At 37.5% G+C, this 16,780-nt stretch carries 9 protein-coding genes; 2 read left to right on the plus strand and 7 right to left on the minus strand.

Annotated features, from left to right (window positions below; translation table 11 throughout):
* Positions 1-6: 6 nt before the first annotated feature.
* The 5 genes from ESZ48_RS06185 to ESZ48_RS06205 form a co-directional block, all read right to left on the minus strand.
* A complete protein-coding gene (locus ESZ48_RS06185) occupies positions 7-1,383 on the minus strand; it encodes a glucoamylase family protein (RefSeq protein ID WP_223266372.1) in 1,377 nt (458 codons plus the stop codon).
* 327 nt (positions 1,384-1,710) lie between these two features.
* A complete protein-coding gene (locus tag ESZ48_RS06190) occupies positions 1,711-3,435 on the minus strand; it encodes a LamG domain-containing protein (RefSeq protein ID WP_129016449.1) in 1,725 nt (574 codons plus the stop codon).
* 29 nt (positions 3,436-3,464) lie between these two features.
* A complete protein-coding gene (locus ESZ48_RS06195; protein ID WP_129016450.1) occupies positions 3,465-5,000 on the minus strand; it encodes a RagB/SusD family nutrient uptake outer membrane protein in 1,536 nt (511 codons plus the stop codon).
* A 16-nt stretch (positions 5,001-5,016) separates the two neighbouring features.
* Positions 5,017-8,037, minus strand: a complete 3,021-nt coding sequence (locus ESZ48_RS06200) for a SusC/RagA family TonB-linked outer membrane protein (RefSeq protein WP_129016451.1) — start codon at positions 8,035-8,037, stop codon at positions 5,017-5,019.
* Positions 8,038-8,260: 223 nt separating this feature from the next.
* A complete protein-coding gene (locus ESZ48_RS06205) occupies positions 8,261-11,077 on the minus strand; it encodes a helix-turn-helix and ligand-binding sensor domain-containing protein (RefSeq protein ID WP_223266373.1) in 2,817 nt (938 codons plus the stop codon).
* A gap of 288 nt (positions 11,078-11,365) precedes the next feature.
* Here ESZ48_RS06205 and ESZ48_RS06210 point away from each other — a divergent pair, with 288 nt between their 5' ends.
* Together ESZ48_RS06210 and ESZ48_RS06215 are read left to right on the plus strand one after the other, a co-directional pair.
* On the plus strand, positions 11,366-13,153 hold the full coding sequence (locus tag ESZ48_RS06210; RefSeq protein WP_129016452.1) for a tetratricopeptide repeat protein: 1,788 nt from the start codon (positions 11,366-11,368) through the stop codon (positions 13,151-13,153).
* A gap of 191 nt (positions 13,154-13,344) precedes the next feature.
* Positions 13,345-13,866: a hypothetical protein gene (locus ESZ48_RS06215; protein ID WP_129016453.1), complete on the plus strand. Its 522-nt coding sequence runs from the start codon at positions 13,345-13,347 to the stop codon at positions 13,864-13,866.
* Between the two features lie 138 nt (positions 13,867-14,004).
* Here ESZ48_RS06215 and ESZ48_RS06220 read toward each other — a convergent pair whose 3' ends face one another.
* Complete coding sequence (locus tag ESZ48_RS06220) at positions 14,005-15,660, minus strand: T9SS type A sorting domain-containing protein (RefSeq protein ID WP_129016454.1); 1,656 nt, start codon at positions 15,658-15,660, stop codon at positions 14,005-14,007.
* A 124-nt stretch (positions 15,661-15,784) separates the two neighbouring features.
* Entirely contained in the window at positions 15,785-16,765 is a 981-nt protein-coding gene (locus ESZ48_RS06225; RefSeq protein WP_129016455.1) for a PorP/SprF family type IX secretion system membrane protein, read from the minus strand.
* Between the last annotated feature and the right edge of the window lie 15 nt (positions 16,766-16,780).

Raw genomic sequence — 16,780 nt, forward strand, 5'->3', positions numbered from 1 at the left:
AGAATTTTAGTTACTATTATTTTCATAAGTGAACCTGAGTTTATCCAGTCCATGTTTTACATCGTCATTTTGCATAAACAAATCCCAAAGCATTCCTGAGCGATAGTTTTCAATCATGATAGGAATAGGGCCCTGATCAATGGCCAAATAGCGTTGAACGGACCAATTTTTATCTAAACTAAAGGCATCATACGGTCCATATATACCAATAAGGGAATCTTGTTTTTCATAGAGATAATGAAGCATTTTGATACTTTCTTCCGGGGTGTAAGGAATTGAGGCCAAAGCGGCGGTAGGTGAAATAACTCCTAAATCATCGCCAGGTCGATGCGCGTGATACCCATTAATGGAATAGCTAGAAGACATTCCCCATAAACTATCACCATAAAATTTAAAATTTTTTGGATTTTCTACAGCATAGGCATGGTGAATTTTAGCTTGGTTTTGAACCAATTGCCAGTAATCGGCATATTGATCTTTCAATCCTTTTGGGTTCAAACCTAAATACGAGTAATGTGCCCAGAATAAAGGGCCAATATCAGCATCATCGTTTTCATAATAATTCAGAACTAAGGGAATATTATACAAAGAGTCCTTAGAAACGATGTTACCATTCAAAGCCCAACCTTGATCATATACTTCTTTAGAAATTGGATGTGTGGGTGAGGCTGCGGCAAGCACATACATGATCAAACATTCATTATAACCACCTATTGGGAAATTCATGTCCCAATGATATGTAGGAGACCAATGCCAATACAGCACATTTTCGCCTCTGGTGTACCAATCCCAATCAACTTCTCTCCAAAGTTGGTCTATCTTATTTGCAAGTTCTTTTTCTTTAGCGTTCCCATCTTTAAAATACTCCTTAACGGTCAACATGCCTTGAACCAAGAGTGCGGTCTCTACCAAATCGCCACCATCATCCTTTTTACTGAACGGCACTACTTTACCAGTTTCGCCATTGAGCCAATGCGGCCATGCGCCGTGGAAGCGATCAGCTTTTTCGAGAAAATCTACCATCTTTACAAATCTGTCAACAGCGTCTTCCCTTGAGATATATCCTTTTTTAATGCCCACCAAAAGTACCATAAATCCAAATCCCGAACCTCCTGTGGTCACCGTGTTCTTTGGACTGGTTGGATAGACACCATCGATATGGATACGCTCTCTTGCCAAGCCGGAATTAGGTTCGGCGCCTTCCCAGAAGTAGTTGAAGGTTTGTTTTTGAATGGTGTCCAACAAGGGATCATCGGCGATAATTACAGCCGATTTAATTAAAGGAGACCGTGCATTTTGCTTTTTTATTGCAGTATTACAGCTTAAAAAAAGCACTATAAATGGCATCCAAAATATTAATAGTCTGGTAGAAAATTTATCCATAAAATCGTCAATAAAACAATGGTCAATAAAAATTCACTTTTAAGGTTTGCCTGCCTGTCGGCAGATAGGAGTTTAGATCCCGATAAAAAGCGGGATTAGTTCAACCATCAAAACTCAATGCGCCTTCCGCTTTTGGAATATGGGTTTAGATCCCGCTAAAAAGCGGGATTAGTTCAACCAACATATTCCAATGTGCCTTCGGCTTTTGAAATATGGGTTTCACTAATAATTTTTAGCTGCACTCCGTTGCCAGAATGCAGCTAAAAAGGAATTAAACTAACTCAATAAAAAAATATAAAACTCGTCTTTATGACAAACTATCTTTTATTAGAACATCAGCGATTGAATTTCCGTTTGTGAAAGTGCTTTATCAAAAATTCTTAATTCATCCATAACACTTAAATCAGATTTGTGACCCCATTCCGTAAATCGGGGCGCACCTGACATGACAGAAAATAAATCACAATCGGTCCAGTCAACACCGGTAAAAGCACCTTGTTTGACCACCTCTCCATTAATGTATACTACACATTCTGTAGAGGAAATGGTAAATGCCAAATGTATCCAACCATCATTTGCAGTAGGATCTATAGTAGCTGCGGCACCGCCATCAAACCAAATATCTTCGGTTCCGTTACCCACGTTAAGTTTGAAAATCTGATTGGTAGGGCCGCCTTCCCTGAAGAAACGGAAGCCACTGGTTCGTTTATTTTGAACGCTAGGGAAGTTGGCATTTTCTGAGTCTGGAGGTCCTATTACCAAAATGCCGGCACGATCTGGAGATGCATTTAGTTTATACCAAAACGCAGCACTGAATTGATTGTTTAATAACCCCGTTGTAGGGAATGTAAGATAAGAATCCTCAGCACCTTTATAGGCGTTTGAACCAGCATAACCTTCTCCTGCAAAACCAGGGGTTCCAACTATGGTAGCTTCAATATCTCTCACATTATCGTTATAACTTCCATTAAAATTCACATGCATTCTTTGGTTGCCCTGGGCAATCATACTTGTAATTTCATTTTGTGATAACGTGGTGTCAAACAATCTTAGCTCATCCATCAAACTTGAATCAGACTTGTGATCCCAATAACTGAACGTTGGTCCACCTGCTCCAATAACCAATTCTGAGGTTCCTGACCAATCAATAGGGGCGCTTAATGTACCTGTATTGACTTCCATTCCGTTAAGATAAATTTTAGTTTCCGTAGCTGAAATTGTAAAGGCTACATGTACCCAACCTCCAGCGGCAACATTAATTTCGCCTCCGTCATTCCATCTATCCGTATCCCCAGTACCTACGTTCAATTTAATGCGTTGATTCTCAGGACCGCCTTCTCTAAGCAATCTAAGACCGTTGGTCCGATCATCAACATCACCACCCATGGTTAAAATACCAGCTCGATCTGGGGTGGCATTGACTTTATACCAAAATGTACCACTGAAATTATCGCCTAAAGTCAATTCACTTGTTGGAAAGGTCAAATAATTATCAGTACCTGCCTTATACGAATTGGAACCGGCATAGGCACTGCCACCAAAACCAGGACTTCCAACTTCTCCAGCTGCGATAACGCTTACAAGTTCAGTAAAGTCGCCATCAAACGGCATATAAAATTGCTCCCCTGCGAACATTGGTGTATAAGGAGGTGATTTTGTAAAGTTTGACGTTGCCGTGGTCACGTTTCCAGCTAAATCAGTGGCCGTCACGGTCAATACATGATCTCCTGTGGTAATATTGTCTTGCATGAACTCAAAGCTGGCAATTCTATAATCAATAAAACTGTCATACGAAGCTATTTCAACGCCGTTCAACATCACGGAGATCGAACCGATCTCAATATCATCTTCAACCCTAAATTGGACCATCGTGGAAGTTACCAAATCAGGAACCTGTATTTCAAGACCGTTGGCTGGTCTCATTATAGTTACAATGGGCGCACCTTTGTCCTGACCTGGGTCAACCTGAGAAATTGGATCAATACCTTCGTAACAGGATACCATTAAGAGTAAGGTAAATATTCCGAAAATTAGTCTGTTAATTTTTTTCATTTTTATATGATTTATAAAGTGAATTATTTTTATTGAACACCTAATGGCAACAAGTCTACTTGCGCTTGAGGATAAGGAAGCAAGGCCTTGTCTTCTGAAAAGGTTCTACCATCATAGCTCAACTCGGCATAATTTTTCAATCTGATCAAGTCGAAATATCGAATGCCCCATTCCATAGCCAATTCAGCAAATTTTTCGTCCATAACATCAGCATGGGTCACGCCTGTCAAATCTCCAAGACCGGCTCTGTCTCTTACCATATTAACGGCTTGATCAGCAGTCATTCCAGTACCATTGGCGCCTTTTGTTAAAGCTTCGGCATACATCAATAGGATTTCAGCATATCGGATGACAATCATATTTTTACCAGAACCATAATCATTACGACCTTCGGTCAACTGCTTGGACGGCAAATAGTGCTTTCCACTGGAGAATTTTGCTCGGTTAAAATCATTGATCACGTCGCCATCTGGAGTGGTGTTTGAAATCCAAGACGGCAATGTAGCATAAGCTGCATCCGTTTTAATTTCAGCAATCCCTCGGTTTGTAAACAGCACACTGGTTTGCAAACGCACCTTCTCATTTCGGTCTAACATAAACTTGATAAACTTAAAGCTCGGTTCATAAAAGCCCCATCCTGAACTTGCACCTGCTCTTGCTGGCGTCCAGTTTTCAGGACCAAATGGCGCATACAAATGATTGTTGACTGATCCGGTTGCGGATCCATAATCTGAATATTGAAATTCAAATAAGTTTTCATCACTTAACTCACCTGATTTCTTAAACAATTGGTAGAAATCATTGTACAACATAAATTTATTGGACGTGATGATCGCACCTGCAGCATTCGCCACCTCCTGATAGTTTTCAAGTTCTAAATTGGCCAAAGCTTTTACAGCAAGCGCCGTGTACTTTGTGACACCTCCGGGAACGTCCGTACGCTGGTTTGGTCTCGAGTCTGGCAAAAAAGGAATGGCTTCATCCATGAGATCAGACACATATTTCATGACTTCTGCTTTTGTAGCGACGCCATTTGCCAAGTCATCAGTAACATCAGATTGGGTAATTATAAAGATACTGCCCCATACGCGAGACATTTGAAGGTGGGTCCATCCGCTCAATACCTTGGTTTCTGCCATATATTGATCGGCTTTTGCATAAGCACTTTCCGGTGCGAAATCCTTATAGGTCTGGATGGTTTCTCTTGCGTTATTGATGTCCAAGATATCACTGTACATATTGGTCCAAAGGGAATTGTACATCCAATAACCTTTATCATAATTGAACAGATCTGTTTCAGCAAAAGGCTGTTGATCTCCCAAACCTCCGGCATTGACATCATCTCCTCTTACCCCTAACAATAATGGATCTTCCCAGCCTCTTGAATAAATTTGGGCATAGGCGCCAACTAACGGCATAATCATATCACTTGTTTTGGTATAATCTAAATCTCCAGTTCCCAACTGGCCATCTTGTTCTTTAAGTTTGTCTTCACAAGATGTAAAGCACAAACCTGCAACTAGCAAATACACTAGTGGGTTTAATAATTGTTTGAAATTCTTCATATCGAGCATTTTTTTTTTAGATTTTTATATTGATTCCCATAGTGTAAACCGCTGGAACAGGGTAGGTTTCTCTATCCACCCCATCTTGAACCTCTGGATCAAAGCCATTGTACTTAAAGAAGGTAAATGGTCGCTCTGCAGTAAAGGTCAATCGGGTTTCAGGCATCTTTTTACCCAATAAGGAACCAGGTTTGACGGTATATGACAATTGAATATTTTGAATCCTGAAATATGAACCATCCTCAATAAAATAGTTGCTTAATTTTTGGTTCCAACTTTTTCTTAAACCTGCTGATGATGGGTAGGAATTGGAGGTTCCCGGACCATGCCAATGGTTGATAGCCAAATCGGCATCCATATTGGTACCACTGGTGAAAATAACTTCGCCACGTTTACGGTTTAAGATTTTGTTGCCAGATTGTCCAGAAAAATTGACCGAAAAATCGAAGCTTTTATAACTTACTCCCAAATTACCGCCATACATAAAGTTTGGTAAATAAGATCCCAACATGACACGATCATCAGCATCCAAAACACCATCGCCATTGACATCCTTATATCTCAAATCGCCCGGAACCAAGTTATTGGCCACAGCTATCGGATCATTTTGAATCTCCTCAGTAGTTTGATACACCCCAAGTGTTTCGTAACCAAAGAACGAGCGGATCGGGTCTCCAACGCGCGTACGCTGACGGAATTCAGCAGAACCTCCATCAATATATTCCTGATTGTCAGCAAGGGAAATCACTTCATTCTTAAGTGTAGATATATTGGCACCAATGTTAATTCTCCAATTATCATTTAGGTTTTGATTATAGTCTAAGCTTATCTCCAAACCTTGATTTCTGATGACACCGGCATTTTTTCTAACAATTTCGTTTGAAATTGGCTGGATTACGGGAATTACAGCATTATCTGTAGTTCGTATAAAATAATCAGCTTCCAAGGCTAAACGGCTATTGAACATTCTTGCAGAAATACCAAAATCCTTTTCTTCCGTAACCTCCCATTCTAAGTTGGCAAAATTACTGGTAGAGACAATCCCACTCACAGGTTGATCTCCAATATCTGTTTGGACAATGCTCACGGTTCTTTCACCGGAACTTCTTCCAAGGCTTCCGTTTCCGAGCTCACCATAACTGGCTCTTAATTTCAAGAAAGCAAATACACCATTGTCTTGCATAAAGCTTTCCTCAGAAATGACCCAACCTAATCCGACTGCTGGTGTGTATAACCAGTTATTCGCCGTGAATTTTGAATCCCCTTCAGCTCTTATGGTGGCATTGATCAGGTAACGGTCCATAAAATTGTATTCCGCTCTTCCAAAATAAGAAACGCCATAAATTCGTTCACCATTATCCCGAACATTTCCATTAAAAGATTCCTTATCTGCGAAATCCAAATACCAAGAGCTTTCATAGGCAATTCCGGCAATATTTTCACCAGTTGCAGAAAGATTATGAACGGCTTCGTCTCTATAAGACGTACCACCCAGTACCGTAATATTATGATCGCCAAACACATCATTATAAGTGATGACATTATCCCAAATTTGATTGGAATACGTCTGTTGCGCCTTTCTAATCGAAGAGGTTTCCCTTTGTGAATTTTCAGAAATGAAATATGGCATTCTGACATTGCGTTCATCTATAGAAGAATAGTCATGGTAATAAGACGATTTAACAGACAATTTATCAGGTACAATAAAATACTCTGCGTAAATATTGGTCAACAACTTTCTGATCTTCAACTGATTTTCATTGTATCGCATGGTCGGAAAAGGATTCTGCGGACCTCTGTAGCCAATTTTTGTAGCGTCAGAATACGCCACTGGCATCGCTTCAGTATTTAAAGGGTCATATACAGGTAATGTTGGTACCGCAAAATAAGCCTGAAACCATGCGGCATTCTCGGCATTATACTTAGTAGCATTACTGAACACCATATTGGTTCCCATCTTAAATCGTTCAGATAACTTGATATCCACACTGGACCTGATATTAAAACGCTCATACTCATTTTTCATGTCCATGATACCATCTTGAGAAAAATAGTTGGCACCTAATGAATAGGTCACATTTTCACCACCGCCATTAACACCAATACTATGACTGGATATTGTGGCAGGGCGTAAAATTTCCTTGAACCAATCGGTATTGACATCTGGCAGGTTTGGATTAACTCTACTCCTTCCAAAACGTTGTATGGCACTTTGAATATTATTGATATCTGTTTGTGAACCCGACTCATAGGCCATGGTCGCAAATTGTTCGGTATTTGCCATTTTTACGACATTTTGGGCAAATTGATAGCCCGTATAGCCGTTGTATACAAATTCAGGTGCTTTTTCGAATTTCCCGGATTTGGTTTGGATTATAATGACTCCTCCTGCAGCTTTCTGTCCAAAAATTGCCGAAGAAGACGCATCTTTTAAGACTGAAACAGACTCAATATCACTGGTGTTCAAAAAGTCAATGTTATCATAGAACATCCCGTTGACCACGTAGAGCGGATTGTTGCTTCCATCAAACGTACCAACACCACGCAATCTTACTTTTGGAGAGTCTCCAGGAGAACCAACACCAACCACCTGCACACCAGCTACTTTCCCCTGAAGGGATTGCATGACGTTACTGGTAGGCGTTCGTTCAATATCTTCAGCCTTAACGGTTGTAATGGCACCGGTCAAATCTGCCTTTTTCTGGGTTCCATAACCAATAAGGACAACCTCACCTAAAGACTCGACATCACTTTCTAAACTAATGTTAAGTGTTGTTTGATTATTAATAGTTACCGAAACCGTTTTAAAGCCTAAAGACGAAAATTCCACAACTTCGCCTCTATTTACTTTTAAGGAGAAGTTCCCATCAAAATCAGTACTTACTCCTCTCGCCGTACCTTTTATCAAGACATTGACACCTGGCACAGGAAAATTATCTTCCGCACTTGTCACCGTTCCTGTAACAGTAGACTCCTGCGCCTGGGAAATGGAGTAACTGAAAAGAAAAAATAAGAATAAAATTAGTCTTGCTTTCATATAAATTAAATTTATTGTGTTAGTTAATCGAAATATATAATGAATTTAAATCCCATTGAATTTTTCATTTACACTTTAAGTACGTCACTGTTAAAAGAATCTTAATTTTCAATAATGACGTAGCCTTAAGTTACTAAAAAATCACCGAAAACGTTTGAGAATTAAAGAATTGACGTACTATTGACGTATAAAAAGGCAAGGAAATGTTAATTATGAAGTTAGATTATTTGAAATTCAGCAAATAATCTGTTAAAGATTGATCAGAATCCAATTCTAACTTGGCTCTTAACCGATATCTTTGGGTTTCTACGCCTCTTAAGGAGATATTTAATAATGGCGCAATTTCTTTGGTAGATAAATTCATTTTGATGTAGGCAGATATCCTTAAATCCTTAGCATTAAGTTTGGGATGTTTGCTCTTTAAATCTTTAAAAAACTCTTCATGGACTTGATTGAAATTGTATTCAAATACTTTCCATTCATCTTTATGACTGATTGATGTGTCAATCTTTTTAATGAGGTTTTTATATGAAAAATGATTCTCGAATGAATTCCTATGTAATAAAATTTCTCTTTTGAGTTCCAACAGTGTTTCGTTCTTTTTCACTAAAGCCATGGCCGTATTAGCAAGTTGTTTGCTTTTTAGTTTGACCTCATTTTGCAAGGATTCATTTTTAAGTTCCACAATGCGTCGCTCATTTTCAATCGCTTTTTCCTTGAGAACAATCTTTTGTTCTTCTTCAAATTTAAGGTGCAATAGCATTTGTTCTTTCTTTATTTTTCTATGGTGGAGATAATAAAACAAGGTCAGCGTCGAAACGAATAAAGCTATAAATAAGAGATAGCCTGGCGCTGATCTATACCACGGTGGCAGCACCTTAACCATCAAACTGCGTGAAGCCGATTTCTTCCCTAAATGGTTGGCTGTCCTAAAACGAAACTCATAATCGCCATAACTTATATTTGAAAATTCCAACTTGTCATTCTCCATTTTATACCAATGCAGCGTATCTAGGGATCCCATGGCATATTCAAAAAAATAATCTTTAGATTTAGGAGAGGTCAATGCCACGGTTAAAGCTTGAAATTTATTTGGCAGTTCTAAGGTCTTAATGGTGTCTAAAGCTATCCGTTGTTTATTTATAAGGATACTCTCAAAATAGGGTTCCTGCAACGGCGCTGAGTCTGGATTTAAGGTCGTATCAAACAACATAAATCCATTGTTCAAACTCAAAGCAAACAGAGAATCATTAAGTTTTGAAATGTTCTCATAACCTAAAATGAGACGTTTCTTAAAATACTTATTACTTAGAGATGATTTTAAACCATTATTTGGAAAAGTCTTAAAATTAATTTTATTTATATTTTTGACTGCCAACGTCGTGATGTCATCTTCAGAAATGACATAAGAGTTCTTACCGAAATTCTCATTCAACAAGGGATATGGAACAATGGAATCCAATAACGGTTCATATTTTTGCCAACCCTCGTTGGTTTTGATGCAGATATCATTTTTAATGGCATTGACACGAACGTTATACGGTGACCATAGTCCTTTCTTTTCATAATTACGGACTTCAAGGATGGTGTCGTAAGAATTATTGAACTTCACTTTATAAAGACCTTTATAGGCATGGGCCGCCCATGCTGTATAAGCATCTTCAAGCACCAAAAAACGAATGGGCATAGTTGTTTGTCCCAAATGTTTTACCGTCCATCCCGCAGGTTCTTTTTTGAATTTTACCAGTCCGGCGTATGTACCTTGAATATAAGTTTTTGATGTGCCCAAAACTTTTTTCATCACCCAGCCTCCTGTGTGTGGAGAAATGAGTTGAAGTTGCTTATCCTTTACAAGGTAAGTGCCGTTATTATGTCCGCAGAAAAGATCGCCCTCAATTTCATTCAAATCCCAAACCTGACCCTGTGAACCATCAATAAATTGTAAGGCGTTGTCCTTATCTAGATAATACAGACCTGTATTACTTCCTATATAAACCGTATTTTTATATTTTATGACATCGTAAACAGCACCCAAATTTCCGGAAACATCATTATAAAATAAATACGGACTCCTTAAGTCTGCCGACGCCAAACCATTATCCAGTCCTAACCATAATTGATCGTCATCGTCAATAAATTGAGACAGCACCGTATTATTGATAAGACCATTTTCTTTGTGAATATGGAAAAGCAGTTTCCCATCGGGATCTGTAACATAAACCCCGTTTTTAATGGTTCCAAAAATCATATTTCCGTTTCCCATCTCAGAAAACTCGTTGAGCTGTTGCTCTTTTATGATCGGATTTATTTCAGCCTTAAAAGGACTTAAAACACCATTTTTATATTTAAAAATGCCACGTAAGGAAGTGGAAATAAGAAATTGATCGTTCTTTTTGGTAATGGTGATTATTTTGGCATCAACTAAATCTTTATGATCAATAAAAGAGATTAATTGGTCATCTTTTAAGGTGAAAATCCCGTTTGTTAAGGTTGAAATATATAAAACTCCTTCAATGACAGAGCAAGAAAGCACGGTTGATGGCGGTTCAAACTTTTTGATCTCACCATTTTTATAGACATATATATTTAAAAACGACCTGAATATGATGGCGTCTTCCATAGTGATAATTTGCCAAAACTCTTGGTTTAAAATTCCTTTTGGTTTCAGGCTTTCACTTAAAGATGTGTAGCTCAATTGTCCCAATTTATTGCGTTCCCAAAAGCCAAACTCTTCATAAGAGCCTATATATATCCTTTCATCTACAGCGTGAACGGAGCGAATAGTGGTTTTATTGGGAAGTGGATTCAAGGTCCATTTAAACCCGTCAAACTCCAACAAGCCCTTTGTATTGGCTACATAAAGGCGGCCGTCATCAGCCTTTGAAATACCCCAGTTCTGGTTTCCGGCATTGTATTGTGAGAGATCATAATTTTGAAAATAGGGCGCGTATTGTGCTTCTAGCCTATTTTGAAAAAACAAACAAGAAAGAAGCGCCAAGCAAAATTGTAGACGTAGTAGTATTGGTCCATTTAATTTCATCGCTATAAAAATATCAATTATAGTTTATAAAAACCTAGATGTCTCAGAAATGTCATTGTAGGCTATAGATATAAAGGATTTTCCGATCAAAAGATTTAGATATCAAAAAAAGAATTCCTCCCCTTAATATAAATCCTCATTTCATAGGAACAAGATGTCTCCATTTTTCATATTGTCAAAGGCGACAAATATGATTTTCACCTATCCCAACCACACTAATTCTTAGAAGGTTTTTCAAATTTAACTTATAATATAGATTTACAACACTATGATATTCATTATATTTATATGGTTTTCACAACAAAAGACCAACCTTCTATTTTGAAAAGCACACATCTTTTATCTCTTGTTCTTTTTATTCTTAGTCACCTAGCTGTGACTGCCCAAGAACCAATCTCAAGTGATAAAGCTTATGAAAACTATCAGCAACTTAGTGCAACAATGGCAAAGTCTTTTCCTGAAGATGCTATAAAAACGTACCGTCGCACTTCTTATACAGAACAGCAATTAGAAACTTACCTCTCTCAACATTTTCAACGTTTAGACCTGTTGCCACTAATTAAAGATAGACCAGCCTTTGTTATTGATGCCTATTTACATTCGGGAAATTGGTTTCGTGCCATCGGTTTAATCAAGGAATCCGTGGAATCCTATAAATGTTTTTTCAAGTATTACGAGGCTCATCGCCATAAATTGACTCCCAAGCAGATTAATGATTACGTGCCCATGGTAAGTTTTGCCCACGGTCATTTAGCCGATAACTATGCACAATTAAATTATATAGACAGTGCAGCCACCCAACATGAACGGAACATTAAATTTAATGATACACTTTCTATTATTTCTTATCCATCAGCGATAAACAACTATGGTTTATTTTATTATTGGACAAAAAGGGATCTCGATTCGGCTTTATACTATTTTAAAAAAGCCTATGCCATTACCCAGAACCAATTTCCACAGCATTCACTTTTAGCAAGTATACGTGATAATATTGCAGATGTGTATACTGAGCAGAATCGCCCATCTGAAGCGGAAGCATTATATGCCATGAATTTCGAGTTTTACAAAACGACAATTATAGAACCGACAGGAACGAGAGATTTCGCACGACTCATCAGTGCGGGATCTCAATTAGTGCAGACCAACCTGAGTTTAGAAAATTTAAGCGAGGCACAGAAGGTGTTTTCACAACTTGATTCCATCATTTTGGATGCAGAAAGTCATAAGGAATTTTTACCAGCTTCTAAATTGGAGTACCTTTTGGTAAAAGAGAATCTTTATAAAGCTCAAAACGATATCCCCAAAGCCTACTCTACTTTAGCGTATCGAGCCCTGTTTTCGGATAGTTTATCAAAGGTTGCAAGACAACAAGATAGTCAATGGCGTGATGAACTCAATTCCATCACCGTAGATCGCGTGGCACTCAACTTTGAACTGGACCGTATGGCAAAGGAAAATAAAATTAAGAGCCAAAAAGCCACCTTATGGATGATATCCCTCATATCTCTAGTATGTATCATTCTGTTACTATCCTTGTTTTTAGGTCGCAGACAACATCTTTTAAATGCCAAAAACAGGGAATTGTTGGCGGAACAACAATTGGAAAATGCCCAGTTAAAGATGGATCAACTCAACTCGGAAATTCAATCAAAACAACGTGATCTATCCGATTTTGCCCTCAATCTAACCCAAAACCAACAATGGGCAGAAATGTTGGCGGCTAAAATTAAATTGCTGAAATCTGGAGACCACAAAGACACTGCAACAATTCTAGAACAGCTGGAACAGGCCATCCAAAACAAAGTTCAGTTTGACAATGATTCCCTGGTGTTTTATGAACGATTGGATAAGCTCAATGATGCCTTTTATAGCCATTTGACGAGCATGTTCCCTAATTTAAGTAAAAACGAAATCCGATTGTGTTCCATGATCCGATTGAAAATGGAGAGCAATCATATTGCTACACTTCAAAACATCACACTGGCATCCTTAAATACAAGCCGCTACAGAATGCGGAAAAAAATGCAGTTAGGTGATGATGTCCACCTTGACGAGTTTATTCAGCAATTATAAATAAATGCGTCCGATAGCAGTAAATTCTTCAACTGTCTATCAATTGTCTATAGCGTGTCCATTATGTGTCTATTTGCAAATCAGCACTTTACATGAATTATGGTTTAAATTTACTGAAGGTTTTAATAATGATTTCCCTTCGAAAGATGATAGCAAAACATATTAATTTAATCATTCTAAATTTAAACCACATGAAAACTATTCTCGCAACCCTCCTTTTAATAGGATTTGCACAAGTAACGTACGCCCAAGTTGACATTGCCTACACCGAAAACACAAACCTGACCGCTAAACAAGGTCTTGAAAGAAATTATGCGCGTCTAAACTCTTTACCCTCCAGTAAAGCACTTTCTTTGGCAGAAAAATCAGAGCGACTACAAATGCAGGTTTTTAATTATGACATCAAGACCGCTGACGTATATTCACCTGAAGCAAACACTACGTACACTGTAATTTTTACTGAAGGCAGCAATCACATTGATGCTGTTTACGCTAAAGATGGAAAATTGATCCAATCAGAAGGCGTGTTTGAAAACGTTCCTGTTCCTTACAATATCGGATATGATTTGGCCAAAACGTATCCAGGATGGGAGTTTCATAAATCATGGTGCTACAGTACTTTTAGCACAGAAGGATCTTCTGAAATATCCTATAAGATCCAACTTAAAAAAGGCAACAAAACAAAAGTTGTCAAAATAGATTCAGATCAATAAAACCGAATAAATCCCTTGATTATAAATGAGATTTGGTTCAAAAAGAAAAGATCTCTAAAGTAAAAAACTCACATGACTAGCGTTAAGTCATGTGAGTTTTTAAATTGAGTTTGATTTACTGAATGCTTAATTCACAAACTATATTTTTACAAATTTGAAAGTCTTCGCTTCAAAATGTAAAAAGTAAACTCCAGGTTCTAATGTATTTAGACCAACACTTGGTTTTTCTCTAGACAATTCTACTTCTAAAATTCTTCTCCCATTCAAATCGAAAATTGCTCCTTTGGAAGCCATTGTAATTCCCGAAATAAATAATTTTTCAGAAGCTGGATTAGGATAAACTTTATATTTTAAGGATTCAGCATTGGCATCTGAGATACTCAATGTAGATTTCTTAACGGAAATACGGACTCCATCAGTATCGCTATACTCAACAGCATCCCATTCCGTGCCTGATGAAAGTGTAGGTAAATTAACTGTTGCAAATGAACCTGCAATCCCATTACCTTGATGTAATACCGTAAAAACATCACCTATAGCAGGTTGAAAACCATTTATAAGTGTAACATTTAAAGTGCCACCTAAGGTTGCTGATCTCTTAACGATAACTTGGTCGTAGGAATCCCCCGCAACAGTACCGCCCAATTCAATATTTAATGACCCAGTAGCAGTTTGGGTGTAGTTCGTAAACATACCATTTAAATTATAGGTACCGGTAGCCTTACTTGTGTTTCCTGGAGATAAAATTCCATCATTCGCAAAGTTAGAACCATGCTTTAGGTTAATACCACTTAGAATACCATTATTGGTGACCTGAGCACCTAAATTTTCTAAAGTACCATTGTTTTCAAGTTCACCTTGAGCATCAATAAGTATTTCGGTTTCATTATTAACAGTTCCGTTATTAATGACTTTTCCTGATCTAATTCGAAATGTAGATGCTCTATTTTCAATATTACCGTTGGCAGATACTGTTACTTTGCCATCGCTTAGATTATTAAACTTACTTCCATTTAACATGTTCAATCTACTACCATCTCCTACATCTATGTTTTTAGAATTACTCAAAGAGCCTGAATTACTCAAAGTTGAGGTAAAGCCTGTAATTGTAAGTTGACCATTATTTGTAAGTTGACCAGTTGACTCATTTATGAAATATCTTGATATATTTAACACTCCGTCATCGTCATTATAAAAGCCACCTCTATTAATAACTTCTCCACTCGTAATATTAAATGTCCCATCATTAAGAATTCCACGGAGTAGTGTAGCATTATTTTCTAATTTACCGTTTAAAACCTCTAAAGTTCCTTTATTCAAAATACTACCGTCGACCTCATTAACAATAGAAGACACTAAATTGACTAAACGGACTACTCCGTAAATAATAAAATCACCAGAATTTATCAAATTGGAGCTATCAGTTATTATCATTTCCGATCCGGATGAGGTCGTTATGAGTCCCGTGGTAGGTATACTAATTTGTATTCTGCTAAAACTTATAAGGTTTTTGTTGTACAGTTTACCCATAATAATTATGCTTGGAGCATCTCCATTTGCCGCACTTAAACTTTCAATATTCCCATTATTAGTTATCTCTATATCCTCTGGAATTGTAAGTTTTCCATGAATTTCAACAGTGTCAATCAAATTTACGGTTAACCCAGGATAAATCCCATCTTTCCATTGCGCCTCATCGGTCCAGCTCCCATTTCCATCGAAGATAAATGTCGTTTGCCCGAAGGTGTTGATTGTGGAAAGAGCAATAAGTAAAAAAAGTAGTTTACATCTCATATTTTTTATTTTTAAGGATAGTTGTTTTGAAGGAATAAGATTAGATGGCTAACCTTATTGAATTTGACTTTGATTATTTTTTGAAATTCATGATTTATGAAATATGCGCAATTGAAATTATATATCAATGAATTGGACTCATTGTACAAGGACAATTACTTATGCCCTGCAAGAAATCCAATCCTATAGTCACCATATGCGTCCCAGAGTTATAACCTGCCATCGCATTGGTGGTAATTTGATAGGAATAAGCAAAATAAAACTTAGATTTCATAGCGCCTACCATGGGACCTATATTTAAGGGTTTGAAGAATTGATCGTTAAGAAAGCGATAGGAAATCCCTGCCCAATAATAATCTCCAGAATCGTTACTTCCTGTATACTTACGGTATTTAAAGTTGACATCCGTACTGGAACGCTTGTCACTACTGAACATTTGGTAATATACAGAAGGCTCAAATTCTACGCTATTGTCATTTTTACTTGGGATAACTATTCCTGAATAAATTTGATAGTTTAAAAGCAATCGAGGTTCAACACCTTTGAAGATATCAATATCCTTTTTAAGAATATTGTTGGCATTGAAACTGAAATAATAACCTTTATTTCTATAAAGCACTCCAGCATCAAAGTTATTGTTATTGGTCGCCCTATCATCAGTCACTAGTGGATCAATAGATGGGCTTCCATAATGGGGCGTGAAATTCTCAATGTCTATCCTGAAACTATTGATATTATAGGAAACTCCAAAGGATAGATATTGCTTTGAATAATAATCCAAGATCAAATGGTGCGCAAAAGATAACTTTGCTCCTTTTTGTCTGGTGTTTCCATTTTTATCATTGTATAAAGACACTCCAACTCCTGACCGATCAGAAATCCTGAAATCCGCATATAGGGATTGATTGTCTGGGGCGCCTTTAATACCTACCCACTGTGTCAATCCGTTTGCCCTGATCCTAAAATTATCGCCAATACCTGCGTAGGTTGGTGAAATTACAAAATCATTATCGGCTAGATACTGCGTAAAAACAGGTAAGTTCAACTCCTGGCCATAGCCGTAAGTGATCACTAAAAAGAACGCGTATATTATAATTTTTTTCATCTGAATAGTTTTATT

The organism is Gelidibacter gilvus (assembly GCF_004115975.1).
GTDB classification, from domain to species: domain Bacteria; phylum Bacteroidota; class Bacteroidia; order Flavobacteriales; family Flavobacteriaceae; genus Gelidibacter; species Gelidibacter gilvus.

Excerpts from the sequence above, each read along its gene's own strand:
- ESZ48_RS06195 (WP_129016450.1), bottom strand. The coding sequence starts at position 5,000 with ATGAAGAATTTCAAACAATTATTAAACCCACTAGTGTATTTGCTAGTT.
- ESZ48_RS06210 (WP_129016452.1), top strand. The coding sequence starts at position 11,366 with ATGGTTTTCACAACAAAAGACCAACCTTCTATTTTGAAAAGCACACAT.
- ESZ48_RS06225 (WP_129016455.1), bottom strand. The coding sequence starts at position 16,765 with ATGAAAAAAATTATAATATACGCGTTCTTTTTAGTGATCACTTACGGC.
- ESZ48_RS06185 (WP_223266372.1), bottom strand. The coding sequence starts at position 1,383 with ATGGATAAATTTTCTACCAGACTATTAATATTTTGGATGCCATTTATA.
- ESZ48_RS06190 (WP_129016449.1), bottom strand. The coding sequence starts at position 3,435 with ATGAAAAAAATTAACAGACTAATTTTCGGAATATTTACCTTACTCTTA.
- ESZ48_RS06220 (WP_129016454.1), bottom strand. The coding sequence starts at position 15,660 with ATGAGATGTAAACTACTTTTTTTACTTATTGCTCTTTCCACAATCAAC.
- ESZ48_RS06215 (WP_129016453.1), top strand. The coding sequence starts at position 13,345 with ATGAAAACTATTCTCGCAACCCTCCTTTTAATAGGATTTGCACAAGTA.
- ESZ48_RS06200 (WP_129016451.1), bottom strand. The coding sequence starts at position 8,037 with ATGAAAGCAAGACTAATTTTATTCTTATTTTTTCTTTTCAGTTACTCC.
- ESZ48_RS06205 (WP_223266373.1), bottom strand. The coding sequence starts at position 11,077 with ATGAAATTAAATGGACCAATACTACTACGTCTACAATTTTGCTTGGCG.